The organism is Bradyrhizobium sp. Leo170, from assembly GCF_004296405.1.
Lineage (GTDB): Bacteria > Pseudomonadota > Alphaproteobacteria > Rhizobiales > Xanthobacteraceae > Bradyrhizobium.
Genome location: NZ_PSRR01000212.1, coordinates 1 through 14,974 on the forward strand (window position 1 = coordinate 1; position 14,974 = coordinate 14,974).

General features: G+C 63.5%; 13 protein-coding genes, 1 tRNA gene and 1 pseudogene. 4 read left to right on the top strand and 11 right to left on the bottom strand.

Annotated features, from left to right (window positions below; translation table 11 throughout):
* Nucleotides 1-272, top strand: a pseudogene (locus CWO89_RS28605) (haloacid dehalogenase); the annotation flags it as partial.
* A 148-nt stretch (nt 273-420) separates the two neighbouring features.
* On the opposite strand, the gene CWO89_RS28610 reads toward CWO89_RS28605, so the two are convergent.
* The 3 genes from CWO89_RS28610 to trxB form a co-directional block, all read right to left on the bottom strand.
* Nucleotides 421-1,338 (bottom strand): 4-hydroxy-tetrahydrodipicolinate synthase family protein, encoded by a 918-nt coding sequence (locus tag CWO89_RS28610; RefSeq protein ID WP_130581938.1) that lies wholly within the window; start codon nt 1,336-1,338, stop codon nt 421-423.
* A 463-nt stretch (nt 1,339-1,801) separates the two neighbouring features.
* Nucleotides 1,802-2,725: a LysR family transcriptional regulator gene (locus CWO89_RS28615; RefSeq protein WP_028165397.1), complete on the bottom strand. Its 924-nt coding sequence runs from the start codon at nt 2,723-2,725 to the stop codon at nt 1,802-1,804.
* A 2-nt stretch (nt 2,726-2,727) separates the two neighbouring features.
* Nucleotides 2,728-3,693, bottom strand: coding sequence for a thioredoxin-disulfide reductase (gene trxB, locus CWO89_RS28620; protein WP_130581939.1), 966 nt, complete (start codon nt 3,691-3,693; stop codon nt 2,728-2,730).
* Nucleotides 3,694-3,961: 268 nt separating this feature from the next.
* Here trxB and CWO89_RS28625 point away from each other — a divergent pair, with 268 nt between their 5' ends.
* Nucleotides 3,962-4,441, top strand: a complete 480-nt coding sequence (locus tag CWO89_RS28625; RefSeq protein ID WP_130581940.1) for an Lrp/AsnC family transcriptional regulator — start codon at nt 3,962-3,964, stop codon at nt 4,439-4,441.
* 120 nt (nt 4,442-4,561) lie between these two features.
* On the opposite strand, the gene CWO89_RS28630 is transcribed toward CWO89_RS28625, so the two are convergent.
* The 5 genes from CWO89_RS28630 to CWO89_RS28645 form a co-directional block, all read right to left on the bottom strand.
* Entirely contained in the window at nt 4,562-4,963 is a 402-nt protein-coding gene (locus CWO89_RS28630; protein WP_130581941.1) for a DoxX family protein, read from the bottom strand.
* Nucleotides 4,964-5,350: 387 nt separating this feature from the next.
* The gene (gene greA, locus CWO89_RS28635) at nt 5,351-5,827 is read right to left on the bottom strand and encodes a transcription elongation factor GreA (protein ID WP_130581942.1); all 477 of its coding nucleotides are present in this window, start codon (nt 5,825-5,827) and stop codon (nt 5,351-5,353) included.
* Between the two features lie 232 nt (nt 5,828-6,059).
* Nucleotides 6,060-9,389: a carbamoyl-phosphate synthase large subunit gene (gene carB / locus CWO89_RS28640; protein ID WP_130581943.1), complete on the bottom strand. Its 3,330-nt coding sequence runs from the start codon at nt 9,387-9,389 to the stop codon at nt 6,060-6,062.
* A 286-nt stretch (nt 9,390-9,675) separates the two neighbouring features.
* Nucleotides 9,676-9,752: transfer RNA gene (locus CWO89_RS46205), tRNA-Ala, on the bottom strand.
* A 73-nt stretch (nt 9,753-9,825) separates the two neighbouring features.
* On the bottom strand, nt 9,826-10,524 hold the full coding sequence (locus CWO89_RS28645) for a class I SAM-dependent methyltransferase (protein WP_130581944.1): 699 nt from the start codon (nt 10,522-10,524) through the stop codon (nt 9,826-9,828).
* Between the two features lie 125 nt (nt 10,525-10,649).
* On the opposite strand from CWO89_RS28645, the gene CWO89_RS28650 reads away from it, so the two are divergent.
* Nucleotides 10,650-11,189: a Dps family protein gene (locus tag CWO89_RS28650; protein WP_130581945.1), complete on the top strand. Its 540-nt coding sequence runs from the start codon at nt 10,650-10,652 to the stop codon at nt 11,187-11,189.
* A gap of 64 nt (nt 11,190-11,253) precedes the next feature.
* Here CWO89_RS28650 and CWO89_RS28655 read toward each other — a convergent pair whose 3' ends face one another.
* From CWO89_RS28655 to carA, 3 genes are all read right to left on the bottom strand, one after another.
* Complete coding sequence (locus CWO89_RS28655) at nt 11,254-12,147, bottom strand: MBL fold metallo-hydrolase (RefSeq protein ID WP_130581946.1); 894 nt, start codon at nt 12,145-12,147, stop codon at nt 11,254-11,256.
* Nucleotides 12,148-12,301: 154 nt separating this feature from the next.
* Nucleotides 12,302-12,829 (bottom strand): cupin domain-containing protein, encoded by a 528-nt coding sequence (locus tag CWO89_RS28660; RefSeq protein WP_130581947.1) that lies wholly within the window; start codon nt 12,827-12,829, stop codon nt 12,302-12,304.
* Between the two features lie 56 nt (nt 12,830-12,885).
* Nucleotides 12,886-14,076 (bottom strand): glutamine-hydrolyzing carbamoyl-phosphate synthase small subunit, encoded by a 1,191-nt coding sequence (gene carA, locus CWO89_RS28665; RefSeq protein ID WP_130581948.1) that lies wholly within the window; start codon nt 14,074-14,076, stop codon nt 12,886-12,888.
* 156 nt (nt 14,077-14,232) lie between these two features.
* On the opposite strand from carA, the gene CWO89_RS28670 reads away from it, so the two are divergent.
* Complete coding sequence (locus CWO89_RS28670) at nt 14,233-14,934, top strand: alpha/beta fold hydrolase (protein WP_130581949.1); 702 nt, start codon at nt 14,233-14,235, stop codon at nt 14,932-14,934.
* Nucleotides 14,935-14,974: the final 40 nt, after the last annotated feature.

Consider the following 14,974-nt stretch of genomic DNA (forward strand, 5'->3'; position numbering starts at 1 on the left):
CGATCGAGAGCGCGGGCGTCACGCTGCTCACCGGCGATCTCCGCGGACTGGTGCGGGCGCGGCGGCTGTCGGTCGCGACCATGCGCAACATCCGCCAGAACCTGATGTTCGCGTTCATCTACAACGCCGCCGGCGTGCCGATCGCGGCCGGCGTGCTCTATCCGGTGTTCGGCATCCTGCTGTCGCCGATGATCGGCGCCGCCGCGATGGCGCTGTCCTCCGTCAGCGTCATCGGCAACGCACTGAGGCTCGCACGGGCGAAGCTGGATTGATGGCGCGCCTGCACCTCCCCTTGAAAAGGGGAGGTCGGTTTGCGCGTCAGCGCGAACCGGGTGGGGATCAGCTCTTTCCACGCGCGCCTGAGCCCGTGGCTTGACCCCATCCCGACCTTCCCCCCTTTCAGGGGGAAGGAGAAGGGGGCTACGCGCTTGCAAGCAAAGTCGGTGCGCGACGTTCGATCTCGCGATCCAGGCACGCTGCAAGCTCCGCGCTTACCTCCACCATCGGCAGTCGCACCTCGGGGCCGTCGATCAATCCCGTGCGCCACAGCCAATGCTTGGCCGGTGCGGGGCTCGGCTCGACGAATAACAGGCGCGTCAGCTCGGAGATGCCTTGCCAGGCTGCTAATGCGGCATCGCGCTTGCCCTGCTTCAGCAGCGATCGCACCGAGGCGAACGTGTCCGTCTCGACATGCGCGGACAACAGGATCGCGCCGTCGGCGCCGTCGCTGAGCGCGTCGAAATATTGCGCGTCTTCGCCGGTCAGCACGCGGAAGCCGGCAGGCCGCCGCTTCAGGAAGTCGATCGATTGCGCGCGGTCGGCGCAGCAATCCTTCATGCCGACGATGTTCGGATGCTCTGCGAGCGCGAGCAGCGTCTCGTTGGTGATGTTGACTGCGGTCCGGTAGGGGATGTTGTAGATCAACAGCGGCCACGAAGCGTGGTCGGCCAACGCGGTGAAATGCTGCAGCAGGCCGCGCTGCGACGGCCTGACGTAGTAGGGGCTCGCGATCAGGTAGAAGTCGATCGGCCAGGCCGCCGTCTCGTCCAGCACATCCTTGATCTTGGCGGTGCTGGCGCCGGAGAGGCCGAGACAGATCGGCAAATAGCGCCTGATATCGTTGATCTCCGCCCGTACCAGCGCCACGAGCCGTTCGAACTCGCTGATGTCGAGTGACATGCCTTCGCCTGACGTGGCGCCCAGGATCAACCCGTCGACCGGGCCGCTCGCGTAGTGCCGTACCAGACGGCGCAGCGACGGCTCGTCGAGCTTGCCGTCGCGAAATGGCGTGATCAGGGGCAGCCACAGGCCCTGCAATGGGTCGGATAGATCAGTCATGGTCCTTCTCCTTGGGGTGCGTGAAACGCCGGAGACGGGACCAATAAAAACCCCGTCCAGGCGGCGGGGTCTTCGGGATCGGTTCGGTCGATTTAACTCTATCGCGCGCGTCGATCTCGGCTCCCCGCATGGGGAGCTTTTTTCGACGACAGAGCTGCGCACGAATTCGTGATCATGTCGCGATACTGCTGGGACAGCCGGAGGTTGTCAATGCACGGTTGAGGGCAGAGGGCGAAAAGAAGCCGGGCTCGATCGAGCCCGGCTTAAGGTATTGGCCACGTGAGGCCGACACAATCACCTTCCAAGAGGGATTACTGAGCTTCCGCACCACTGGAGGAGGGGGACATAAGCGTAGCGCGACCGCTCAGCGCATGAGCAGTATGATCCCCATCAGTGCCATGCAGCAACCGTCCGAGCCGCATGTCAGACATGCGGAGTCCGGGGCCTCTATGAAAACAGCCGATTACGAGGGCCAGCGCTGCGCCTTGCTGACCACGAAGTCGCGGAAGACCTGCACGCGCGCCACCGTCTTCAGCTCTTCAGGATAGACGAAGTAGGTGTCGAGCTGGATCGAGTCGGACTCGCCGAACAACTGCACCAGGCGGCTGTCTTCCTCGACCAGGTAATCCGGCAGCGCAGCGATGCCGAGGCCCTGCTGACAGGCGCGCACCAACCCCAGGATGTTATTGACCTTGAAGTAGGGCTCGCGCGGACCCGAGCCATTGCGGCCGGCATCGATCAGCCAGGCGCGGTTCTGCAGATGCGTCGGGACCTGGGAATCGCCGAGCATGATGATGCGGTGCGAGTCGAGGTCGTCGAGCGTGCGCGGCGTGCCGAAGCGCTTGATGTATTCCGGCGAGCAATAGGCGTGGAAGCCGATCGAGAACAGCTTGCGCTGGATCAGGTCCGGCTGCGTCGGCTTGCGGGTGCGGATCGCGACATCGGCTTCGCGCATCGAGAGATCGAGATCCTCGTCGGTGACGATCAGCGAGATCCGGATGTCCGGATAGAGCTGGGTGAATTCGTCGAGCCGCGGAATCAGCCAGTTGATGCCGAGCGCCGGCGGCGTCGTGATCTTGAGGTCGCCGCTCGGCCGCTCCCGGCTGTCGGTGAGCTTTGCCCGTGCCGCCTGCAACTGCATGAAGACGTCATGGGCGGTGCGGAACAGCAGATCGCCCTGCTCGGTGAGGATCAGGCCGCGAGCGTGGCGGTGAAACAGCGAGACCGAAAGCTCCTGCTCCAGCGCGCTGACTTGCCTGGAGACCGCCGACTGCGAGAGGCCAAGCTGCTCGCCGGCATGCGTGAAGCTTCCCGCTTCCGCCGCTGCGTGAAACACCTTCAGCTTGTCCCAGTCCATGTCCGTAAATCCATCGCGTGTTCTAGCCATGATCATTCCGCCGCCGCGCGATCGCTCGCGCGCAAAGCCAGGAAGCGTTCGGCCTCGAGCGCTGCCATGCAGCCGAGGCCGGCGGCCGTCACCGCCTGGCGATAGGTTTCGTCCGCCACGTCGCCGGCGGCAAACAGCCCGGGCACGGAGGTCGCAGTCGAATTGGGCGCCACCTCGACATAGCCGGAGGGTTTGAGTTTGATCTGGCCTTTGACGAGATCTGTCGCAGGCGCATGACCGATGGCGATGAAGACGCCGTCGGCCGGCACTTCGGTCAGTGCGCCGGTCTTGACGTTCTTCAAGCGTACATGGGTGACCTTGGTCGGGTTCTCGGCGCCGCGGATCTCGTCAATGGCGCTGTCCCAGACCACCTTGATCTTCGGATGCTTGAACAGGCGATCCTGCAGGATGCGCTCGGCGCGGAAATGATCGCGGCGATGCACGATGGTGACCTGCGAGGCGAAGTTGGTGAGGAACAGCGCTTCCTCGACCGCGGTGTTGCCGCCGCCGACCACGACGACCTTCTTGCCGCGATAGAAGAAGCCATCGCAGGTTGCACAGGCCGAAACGCCGAAGCCCTTGTACGTCTCTTCCGACGGCAGCCCGAGCCAGCGGGCCTGCGCGCCGGTGGCCAGCACGACGGTCTCGGCGAGATAGACATCGCCAGAGTCGCAGGTCAGGCGGAACGGCCGCTGCGATAGGTCAAGCTTGTTGACGAGATCGGTGACGATCTTGGTGCCGACATGCGCGGCCTGCTTCTCCATCTGTTCCATGAGCCATGGGCCCTGGATCACGTCGGCGAAGCCCGGATAGTTCTCGACATCGGTGGTGATGGTGAGCTGCCCGCCCGGCTGGATGCCCTGGATCAGCACCGGCTCCAGCATCGCCCGCGCCGCGTAGATCGCCGCGGTGTAGCCGGCCGGACCGGACCCGATGATGACGACCTTGGCATGGATAGGAGCAGGCATAGGCGAATCCCTTCTCAGGGCGATTTTGTCAGGACTTGTGCGGAAAGCGCCTGGAAAGGCATCGCGGCGGCGCCGCCAGAGTCAAACCCAACTCTATTATATCTGGGTAGCTATGCAAGAATTGCAATCCATATCAGCGATTTTTCCCCGGAACCGCATCAAATCCTGCACTGCACGCGCAATAAAATTGCGGCTGTCGAGCCGACTGGGCTATGAGAGTTGCCGTCAGAACCACCAAATCCTCCAAGCTCTTGGGAACCAGACCCGCGTGTCTAAGAACCTTGACGAGATTGATCTCAAAATTCTTGCCGAAATCCAGGCCGATGGCCGAATCACAAATGTGGAATTGGCCAAGCGCGTCGGCATTTCGCCGCCGCCTTGCCTGCGCCGCGTCAGGGCGCTGGAGGAAGCGGGCTATATCCTGGGCTATCGCGGATTGCTCGATCCCCAGCGGCTCGGCTTCGATGTGACGGTGTTTGCCGCGGTGCACCTGTCGAGCCAGGCGGATGCGGATCTGCGCGCGTTCGAGGATTTCGTGCGCAAGGAACCCTTGGTGCGGGAATGCTGGATGCTGTCGGGCGAGGTGGATTTCATCCTGAAATGCGTCGCCCCTGACATGGCGACGTTCCAGAACTTCGTCACCCACCTCACCGCTGCGCCTCACGTGCGCAATGTCAGGACATCGCTGGTGCTGCATAATTCGAAATATGAGGCCGCCGTGCCGCTGGATGTGAAAGCGGCGGGGTGAGGCGGCGATGGCGATCGGTAGCCCGGGTGGAGCGGAACGCGCAACCCGGGACACCTGCGTCAGTGTTTACGAGCGGCCCCCGGGTTACGCTGGCGCTCCACCCGGGCTACGAAAATGAGGCTACTTCTTCCTTGCGGCGTCGATGCTGATGGGGCCGCCGCCGGAGGTTGCGAGATAGAGGCAGGCGAAGCAGAACAGGATCGCTGCGGTGCCATTGTTGAGCAGCGGGAGAAACACCGGCGCGGCCGGGTTCTTGAACATGTGCCCGAGGAAGTAGGCGAAGGCCATCTCGCCCGACAGGATGAACGCGGACACCCGCGTGAACAGGCCGATCATCAGTAGCGCGCCGAGCACGAGCTCGAGGAGGCCGGCGACCATGATCAGCGGCGGGATGTCGGCGAAATAGGGGATCGCCGGATATTTGAAGATCTTGGCGACGCCGTACTGAAACAGCAATAGCCCGGTGACGAAGCGAAACAGGCTGAGCGCGAGCGGCTGCCATTTCGAGAAAATCTGGTCCATGTTCTACCCCCTCTGGTGGATGACCGCGGGCATTGTCCGCGGCCGATGGTCGTCTCGCGATGGAGTGCCGCTGCCCACAGCCGGTCAGCTCGATACGCAGAACTGCGCGCGCAGTTCCTTGTGTCGAACCAAAAAACTGGCGCCGTTGCCGGAATGTCCCCTCGCGATAGTTATGAAGCATAATCAAGTGTACGTGTCGCAGACGAGGGAAATGCGACAGCGGTTCCACTCACAATCCTGTTAACGGGATGTGAACCGTAGTCTGTAGCCCGTAGCCCGGGCGGAGCCAACGGGGCGCGCGCGACCCGTTGGCTCCACCCGGGCTACGGCAACAAAAAAGCCGCGTCGATAAACGCGGCTCTCTTGCACATTTGAAATGGAATAGATCTAGCGCCACTCGACCTTGGTGATCTCGTAGGCCTTGGCGCCGCCGGGCGCCATCACTTCCACGGTCGTACCCTTGGTCTTGCCGATCAGCGCGCGCGCAAGCGGCGAGGTGATGGAGATGCGGCCTTTCTTGGCGTCGGCCTCGACCTCGCCGACGATCTGCCACACCGCTTTCTTTTCGGTATCCTCATCGATCAGCGTAACGGTGGCGCCGAATTTGATGGTGTCGCCCGAGAGCTTGGTGATGTCGATGACGTCGGCGCGCGCGAGCTTGTCCTCAAGCTCCGCGATACGGCCTTCGTTATGGGACTGCTCTTCCTTCGCGGCGTGATATTCCGCGTTTTCCGAGAGGTCCCCATGTGATCGCGCCTCGGCGATGTGCTCGATGATTCGCGGACGATCCACCGACTGGCGGTGCTTCAATTCGTCCGTGAGAGCCGCATATCCGGTCGCGGTCATCGGAACCTTTTCCACCATCATCTCTCATCCTTCAAATCGGGGCGAACCGCAGCGGCGCGCGGATAGGCGTTGCTTCGATTGCGCTGGACTCGGGCCATCACGGCTCAAAACGCCAGCCCGCCCGCTTAGTGATTCGCGGCCCCTGAGGGGCCGAGACAACATCCAAACGGGCGGTGAGTTCCAGCCGTATCGGCTTCATTACCAACCGTTTAGCGGGCCCTGGGAGCGAATATTGGGCCGAGGCTGACGGTCAGTTCTCGGAAAAGTAACTCTGCAGCGTCCGGACCTCAAGGTCCCCGTCCCGGTAGGCGCGGATGCCCTGGGCGGCCGCCACAGCGCCTGAAAGAGTGGTGTAATACGGCACTTTATGCAAGAGGGCAGCGCGCCGCAGAGAACGGCTGTCGGCGAGCGCCTGTGGACCCTCGGTGGTATTGAACACCAACTGGACGTCGCCATTGGTGATGGCGTCGACAATGTGCGGCCGCCCCTCCAGCACCTTGTTCACCTTCTCTGCCGGCACGCCCCTGTCGGTGAGGAAGCGCTGGGTGCCCGACGTTGCCATCACCTTGAAGCCGAGCCCATGCAGCAGCCTGACCGCGTCGGTGATGCGGTCCTTGTCGGTCTCGCGCACCGAGACGAACACGGTGCCCTTGCGCGGTACGCGCGTGCCGCCGCCAAGCTGGCTCTTGGCAAAGGCGACTTCGAAGGAGCGGTCGATGCCCATGACCTCGCCGGTCGAGCGCATCTCCGGCCCGAGCACGGTGTCGACGCCGGGGAAGCGTGCGAAGGGAAATACCGATTCCTTCACGCCGACATGCTCGAGCTTCTTCTTCTTCAGATTGAAGTCGGCGAGCTTCTCGCCGGCCATGATGCGCGCCGCGATCTTCGCGACCGGCGTGCCGATCACCTTGGCAACGAAGGGCACCGTGCGCGAGGCGCGCGGATTGACCTCGAGCACGTAGATATCGCCGTTCTTGATCGCATATTGCACGTTCATCAGCCCGACCACGTCGAGGCCGAGCGCAAGCTCGCGGGTCTGCCGCTCGAGCTCCTCGATCGTCTTGGCATCGAGCGAATGCGGGGGCAGCGAACAGGCGGAATCGCCGGAGTGGATGCCGGCCTCCTCGATATGCTCCATGATGCCGACGATGAAGACTTCCTTGCCGTCGCAGAGGCAGTCGACATCGACCTCGGTCGCATCGGAGAGATAGCGGTCGAACAGCAGCGGGTTCTTGCCGAGCACGGTGTTGATCTGCCCGGTCTTGTCGTTCGGGTAGCGCGCCTTGACGTCGCCCGGCACCAGCTCGGGCAGCGTTCCGAGCAGGTAGTCGGCGAGCTGGTTCTCGTCGCGGATGATCTGCATCGCGCGGCCGCCGAGCACGTAGGACGGGCGCACCACGAGCGGCATGCCGAGGTCGGCGGACACCAGGCGCGCCTGCTCGACCGAATAGGCGATACCATTCTTCGGCTGCTTCAGGCGGAGCTTGTCGAGCACGCGCTTGAAGCGGTCGCGATCCTCGGCGAGATCGATCGCATCGGGCGAAGTGCCGAGGATCGGCACCTCCGCGGCCTCGAGCGCACGCGCGAGCTTCAGCGGGGTCTGGCCGCCGAACTGCACGATCACGCCGTGCAGCGTGCCGTTCTTGCGCTCGGTCGCGATGATCTCGAGCACGTCCTCGGCCGTGAGCGGCTCGAAATAGAGCCGGTCGGCGGTGTCGTAGTCGGTCGACACCGTCTCCGGATTGCAGTTGACCATGATGGTCTCGTAACCGGCATCGTCGAGCGCGAAGCAGGCATGACAGCAGCAATAGTCGAACTCGATGCCCTGGCCGATGCGGTTCGGCCCGCCGCCGAGGATGACGACCTTCTTCTTGTCCGACGGCGCGCTCTCATCGGCCGCAAGACCTGCGAACGGCGCCTCATAGGTCGAGTACATATAGGCCGTGGGCGAGGCGAATTCGGCGGCGCAGGTGTCGATGCGCTTGAACACCGGGCGGACGCCGAGCGCGTGGCGCTTGGCGGTGATCTCGGCTTCCGTGGTCTCGGCCAGCACGGCGAGCCGCGCATCCGAAAAGCCCATCGCCTTCAGCATGCGCATGCCGTAGCCATTCGGCGGTAGGCCGCGGGCGCGGACCTTGGCTTCCATCTCGACGATGCCGCGCAGCTCGGTGAGGAACCAGGGATCGATCTTGCAGGAATTGAAGATCTCTTCGTCCGACCAGCCCAGCCGCATCGCCTGTGCCACCTGCAGCAGGCGGTTCGGCGTCGGCGTGCCGAGCGCGGCGCGGATCGCGTTCTTGTCGTCGTGCTGTCCGAGACCTTCGATCTCGATCTCATCGAGGCCGGTCAGTCCGGTCTCCAGTCCGCGCAGCGCCTTCTGCAGGCTCTCCTGGAAGGTGCGGCCGATCGCCATGACCTCGCCGACCGATTTCATCGAGGTGGTCAGCGTGTGGGAGGCGCCCGGAAATTTCTCGAACGCGAAGCGCGGGATCTTGGTCACGACATAGTCGATCGTCGGCTCGAACGAAGCCGGCGTTGCGCCTCCGGTGATGTCGTTGGCGATCTCGTCCAGCGTGTAGCCGACCGCGAGTTTTGCAGCGACCTTGGCGATCGGAAAGCCGGTCGCCTTCGAGGCGAGCGCGGAAGAGCGCGACACGCGCGGGTTCATCTCGATCACGACCATGCGGCCGTCGGCGGGGTTGATGCCGAACTGCACGTTGGAGCCGCCGGTCTCCACCCCAATCTCGCGCAGCACCGCGAGCGAGGCGTCGCGCATGATCTGGTATTCCTTGTCCGTCAGCGTCAGCGCCGGCGCGACCGTGATGGAATCGCCGGTGTGCACGCCCATCGGATCGAGGTTCTCGATCGAGCAGATGATGATGCAGTTGTCGTGTCTGTCGCGCACCACCTCCATCTCGAATTCCTTCCAGCCGAGGACGCTTTCCTCGATCAGGACTTCGTCGGTGGGGGAGGCGTCGATGCCGCGCTCGACGATCTCGATGAATTCCGCCTTGGTGTAGGCGATGCCGCCGCCGGTGCCGCCCATGGTGAAGGACGGGCGGATGATGGCGGGCAGGCCGATATGGTCGAGCGCGCGCAGCGCGTCCGGCAGGGTCTTGGTCTGCGTCGACCGCGGCGTCTCCAGCCCGATCTTGGTCATCGCCTCGCGGAAGCGGCCGCGGTCCTCGGCCTTGTCGATGGCGTCGGCCGTGGCGCCGATCATCTCGACGTCGAATTTCTCCAGCGTGCCCTGTTTGCGCAATGACAGCGCGCAGTTCAGTGCGGTCTGGCCGCCCATGGTCGGCAACAGCGCAAAGCCGCCGGGAACGACATGGCGCTCCTTTTCGATGATCTTGGCAACGATTTCGGGCGTGATCGGCTCGATATAGGTGGCGTCCGCGAGCTCCGGATCGGTCATGATCGTCGCCGGATTGGAATTGACCAGGACGATGCGGTAGCCCTCTTCCTTCAGTGTCTTCACCGCCTGGGTGCCGGAATAATCGAATTCGCAGGCCTGGCCGATCACGATGGGACCGGCGCCGATGATCAGGATGGTGGAGATGTCGGTTCGTTTGGGCATCAGCTCTCGCGGGAACAGGAATTTCGGCACAAAAAAAGGGCGCGCTACCGCGCGTCCCTATGGCCACAGCGTGAGGGGTGCCCTCGCGCGCGGGTGGTCTTTAGACCAGATTTTTGGCGTGTGAAACCCCGAAAAAGTCCCCGTCAACCGGCAATTTTGCCGTGGGTCGCCAGCCTGTAGCCCGGGTGGAGCGGAACGCGCAACCCGGGACACCTGCGTCAGCGTTCCCGAACGGCCCCGGGTTAGGCTGGCGCTCAAGGCGGGCTACGGGATGTTTCGAGAAGATTGGAGGCCCGGCCTGGATTTGAACCAGGATAAAGAGCAATGCACTGCTCCCGCGTCGACGCGTTCCGCCACCGGGCCGAGGCGATCATTGCCCATTTCGCAGGCGCTAGCCATGCTTACCCCGGATTAACCCTAACGGTTGCGTGCACGATCATGGGTAGGCGTCATGCGCGACGAACGTCATCCGCCATGGATTGTGGCCGATATTGCGGGGGGCGCGGGAGGCTTTGAAGCCGGCGGCCGCGAGCTTCTTCAGCATTTCCTCCTCGCCGTAGCGCTCCAGGCCGATCCGTGTGCGCAATTGCCGATAGTCCGACAGCGCCGTGCTGATCAGCCCGAGCAGGGCATCCCTGAGGAAGCCGTGCCGGGCGCTGAAATCCAGGAGCGCGAGAACGTCCCTGCCCATGCCGACTTCGGGTCGCAGGACATCGCCGAGCACGAAGCGCCCGGAGGGTTTGAGCAAGCGGCGAATGACGGCGAATGCGGCATCCAGCTCTTCCGGCGTCATATATTGCGCGACCGAATTCATGACGACGAGATCGACCGAGCCTTCGGCCATCTGCCGCACCTCCTCCAGCGAGCGCACCCGGATCTTGGTGTTGGGCGCAAAGCGCGCGATCAGCCGCCCGCGTACGCCGGGCGCGGGCTCCGCAAGATAGAGCGTGGCGCAGGCATCCGCGACCTGGCCTGCGGACAGCGCTTCGCCGCAGGCATAGTCGAGCACGACGGCGTCGGGCGAGGAAATATAGGCAATGATATCCCGCGCAATGATCTGGAAATGCAGGTCGCGATGCAGCTTGCTGACATAAATCGTATGCGTGGAATCGTAATAATCGATCCATTCGTCCATCGGCGGGGGCCCGGCAAAAACTTGGGGTTCCGGCATAGGAACCGGCATCTGTATGATGCGTTAGAGGGGCCGGCGACCAGGAGTTCGGGCCGCCGGTGTCCGGTGTCCTAACAGGAAGGTTCAACGTGAGCAAAGCCAAGCCTGATCCAAAATCCGACAAAATTTCCCCCGACCTCGATACGCCGACCGATCTGCCCAACGAGGCCGTCCAGAAGGTTTCAGCGGCGCTCAATACGCTGCTGGCGGATGCCTTCGCGCTCTACCTGAAGACCAAGAATTTCCACTGGCACGTCAGTGGCCGGCATTTCCACGATTATCATCTGATGCTGGACGAGCAGTCGGACGCGATCTTCGCCACCACCGATCAGCTCGCCGAGCGGGTGCGCAAGATCGGCGGCAGCACGTTGAAGTCGATCAGCCAGGTCAGCAAATTGCAGACCATCAAGGACAACAACGAGGATTACGTGCCGCCGCGCGAGATGCTGCGCGAATTGATGGAAGACAACAAGCATATCGCGGCTGCGATGCGGAAGGCGCGCAACCTCGCCGACGAGCATGGCGACGCCGCCACCGCCAGCATCCTCGAGACCTTCATCGACGAGACCGAGCGCCGCACCTGGTTCCTGTTCGAGGCCAGCCGCCAGGAAGGCAGCAACGCGGCGTAAGGCACGGTCTCGAGGGACGACAAATATTGCGAACGGCAGCGGGGCTGGCTCCGCTGCCGTTTTGTTATAACAAGTTGAGCGGCACCTTCAGGTATCGCTTGCCGTCGGCTTCCGGCGCCGGAAGCTTGCCAGCCTTCATGTTGATCTGCAGCGACGGGATGATCAGCTTGGGCATCTGCAGCGTCCGGTCACGCGCTTCGCGCGTGGCCACGAACTCGTCTTCGGTGATCCCGTCATGGACGTGGATGTTGTGGGCGTGCTGCTCTGCGACCGTCGTCTCCCAGCGGATCTCGCGGCCGTTCGGGCCGTAATCGTGGCACATGAACAGGCGGGTCTCGCTCGGCAGCGACAGAATCCGTTGGATCGAACGGTAGAGATCGCGGGCATTGCCGCCCGGGAAGTCCGCGCGCGCCGAGCCGCCGTCCGGCATGAACAAGGTGTCGCCGACGAAGGCCGCGTCACCGATCACATGCGTCATGCAGGCAGGCGTATGGCCGGGCGTATAGAGCGCGAAGGCCTTCATGGCTCCGACCTGATAGGTGTCGCCGTCCTTGAACAGGCGGTCGAACTGGCTGCCGTCGCGCTGGAATTCGGTGCCTTCGTTGAAGATCTTGCCGAACGTCTCCTGCACGACCGTGATCTTCTCGCCGATGCCGATCTTGCCGCCGAGCCTGCCCTGGATATAGGGCGCGCCCGACAAATGGTCGGCATGAACATGGGTCTCGATCAGCCATTCCAGCTTGAGGCCGTTTTGCGTGATGAAATCGATGATCTTGTCGGCGGATTGGTAGGCGATGCGGCCGGCCGCGTAATCGATGTCCATCACGGAATCGATCACGGCGCAGGCCTTCGAGCCGGGGTCCTTGACCACGTAGCTGACGGTGTTGGTCGCCGGATCGAAGAACGCGGTGACCTCGGGCTTCACGGAGAGGTCGACGGTGTGCGGGATGTCGGACATGAGCCATTCCTCCAGCCAATCAATCGCATGGACTCAACTATCCATCATATCCAAGCATGGTGAACCGGTGAACCCAAGGGCCCGGGATGCCGCACGGATCACGTTGAAGGGAATGTGGCGTGACGCCTGCTCAGTGGTGTGGGCGTCTGCCGGGTCAGGACCGCTTCCACAATCTGACCAGCGGGCCATCTTCGCCCATCACCGGATCGGTCCTGGGTACCGTCACACGCGGGATCATCTTCAGCGCCTTGGCGTGATTTTCGGGCGTCGGCCGCGTGATCTCCATCGGCGGTCCCGGCGGATAGGCGCCGACCACGTAGAAATCATTGCTTGATGAAATCAATTGGTGCCCGGTGCCGGCGGGCAGGATCGCGACGTCGCCGGCGGATATCTGCAGTACTTTGCCGCGCTCGCCGCCGAATTGCACGCGCGCGCTGCCTCGTGAGACGCCGAGCACCTCGTGCACGGTCGAATGATAGTGCAGGTAATCGAAGACGCCGTTGCGCCACATCGCGCCCCAGCCATTGGCGCCGAACAATCCTTCGATGGTCTTCTCCGGGTCGTCGCTGTCGACGTCGACGGTCGCCTTGTAGACCAGGAACGGCAGCCGGTTGTTCGGCACCAGGCCGTCATCCTCGAAGACGATCGTGAGCGGCGTTGCATCGGCCTTGACGACGGACATGGCGGCCTCCCGTTGGCTTTGCCCACCCTACAACCCGGTTTCGGCCGCCTACGTTCCTACGCGCGCTTCTTGTCGCGCATCAGGTCGGCGAAGCGCTTGAAGAGATAATGCGAGTCGCGCGGGCCGGGCGAGGCTTCCGGGTGATACTGTACGGAGAATACCGGCTTGCCGTCGAGCTGGATGCCGCAATTGGAGCCGTCGAACAGTGAGATATGGGTCTGCGTTGCGCCCGCAGGCAGCGTTGCCTGGTCCACCGCAAAGCCGTGGTTCATCGAGGTGATCTCGACCTTGCCGGTGGTCTCGTCCTTCACCGGATGGTTGGCGCCGTGATGGCCCTGATGCATCTTCCTGGTCTTGGCGCCGACCGCGAGCCCGAGCATCTGATGGCCCAGGCAGATGCCGAAGGTCGGCGTGCCCGACTCGATCACCCTCTGGATGACGGGCACGGCATATTTGCCGGTCGCGGCGGGATCGCCCGGACCGTTGCTCAAGAACACGCCGTCCGGGTTCATCGCCAAAATGTCTTCGGCTGAAGTGGTCGCCGGCACCACCGTGACCTTGCAGCCGACGCCAGCGAGCAGGCGCAGGATGTTGCGCTTGATGCCGTAGTCGACCGCGACCACGTTGAATTCAGGGTTGGTCTGCCGGCCGTAGCCCTTGTCCCATTCCCAGGGCGTCTCGTCCCAGGTGAAGCGCTGGCCGGAGGTCACCATCGGCACCAGGTCCATGCCTTCGAGGCCGGGCCATTCCCGCGCTTCTTCCTTGAGGCCGTGCAGGTCGAACCTGCCTTCTTTCGAATGCGCGATGACGGCGTTCGGCATGCCCTTGCCGCGGATCAGCGCAGTGAGCGCGCGGGTGTCGATGCCCGAGAGGCCGATAATGCCGCGCGCCTTCAGCCATTGATCGAGATGGCGGGTGGCGCGGTAATTCGAAGGATCTGATATCGCGGTGCGGAGGATGACCCCGCGCGCGCCCGGCGTTGCCGCCATGTTCACCGTCTCGATGTCTTCGTCGTTGGTGCCGACGTTGCCGATATGCGGGAAGGTGAAGGTGATGATCTGCCCGGCATAAGAGGGATCGGTCAAAATCTCCTCATAGCCGGTCATGGCGGTGTTGAAGCAGACTTCGCCGACGGCCTGGCCTTCCGCGCCGAGGCCAAAGCCTTCCAGCACGGTGCCATCGGCGAGCACGAGGAGCGCGGTCGGTTTGTGGTCCGGCCAGGCTGAAGCGTTTTCGGATGTGGTCATGAGCCCTTTACATAGTTCCCACATCCTGCCGCGTCAAAGCGAAAGGACGTCCATTCACACGGGTTTTGCGCCTATTTGACTGGCGGCTCCGGGGTTTTAAGCTAGGGTTCCCGCCATAGCCTCGTTTTCTGCCAAATTGCCCGTTTCGGAGCCCGCATGGACAACACGATGCCTATCCTGCTCGTCCCGGGCCTGGTCTCTTCGCCGCGGATCTTTGCCCCTGTCGTGCCGGCGCTATGGCGGCTCGGGCCGGTCACGGTCGCCAACCACATCCGCGACGACCATATGGGGGCGATCGCGCGCCGGATCCTGGCCGAAGCGCCGCCGCGTTTCGCGCTGGCCGGGCATTCGATGGGCGGCTACATCGCCTTCGAGATCATGCGCCAGGCGCCGGAGCGGGTGGCAAAGCTGGCCTTGATCAACACCCAGGCCCGTCCCGACACGCCGGAGGCCTCCGAGCGCCGCCGCGGCATGATGGCCCGCGCCAAAAGCGGCGATTTCCGCGGCGTGTTGGATGAACTCTTTCCCGGCTTCGTGCACCCGTCGCGGCGCGAAGATGCGAGCCTGCGCCGGCTCGTCCACGACATGGGCGAGGATGTCGGGGCCGAAGGGTTCATCCGCCAGCAGACGGCAGTGATCAGCCGGCCCGACTCGCGGCCGACGCTGGCCTGGATCAAGTGCCCGACGCTGGTGCTGACGGGCGACGAGGACCATACCATCCCGAATTCGCTGTCGGTTGAGATGGCGAACGGCATTCCCGGGGCCAAGCTCGTGATCCTGCCCAATTGCGGGCACCTGCCGCAGCCGGAACAACCCGAGGCGACCGCGAACGCGCTGATCGAATGGCTCAGGAACTGAGGTTGTTCTCGCGGAACGAACGGCCTAGTACCCACTTTTC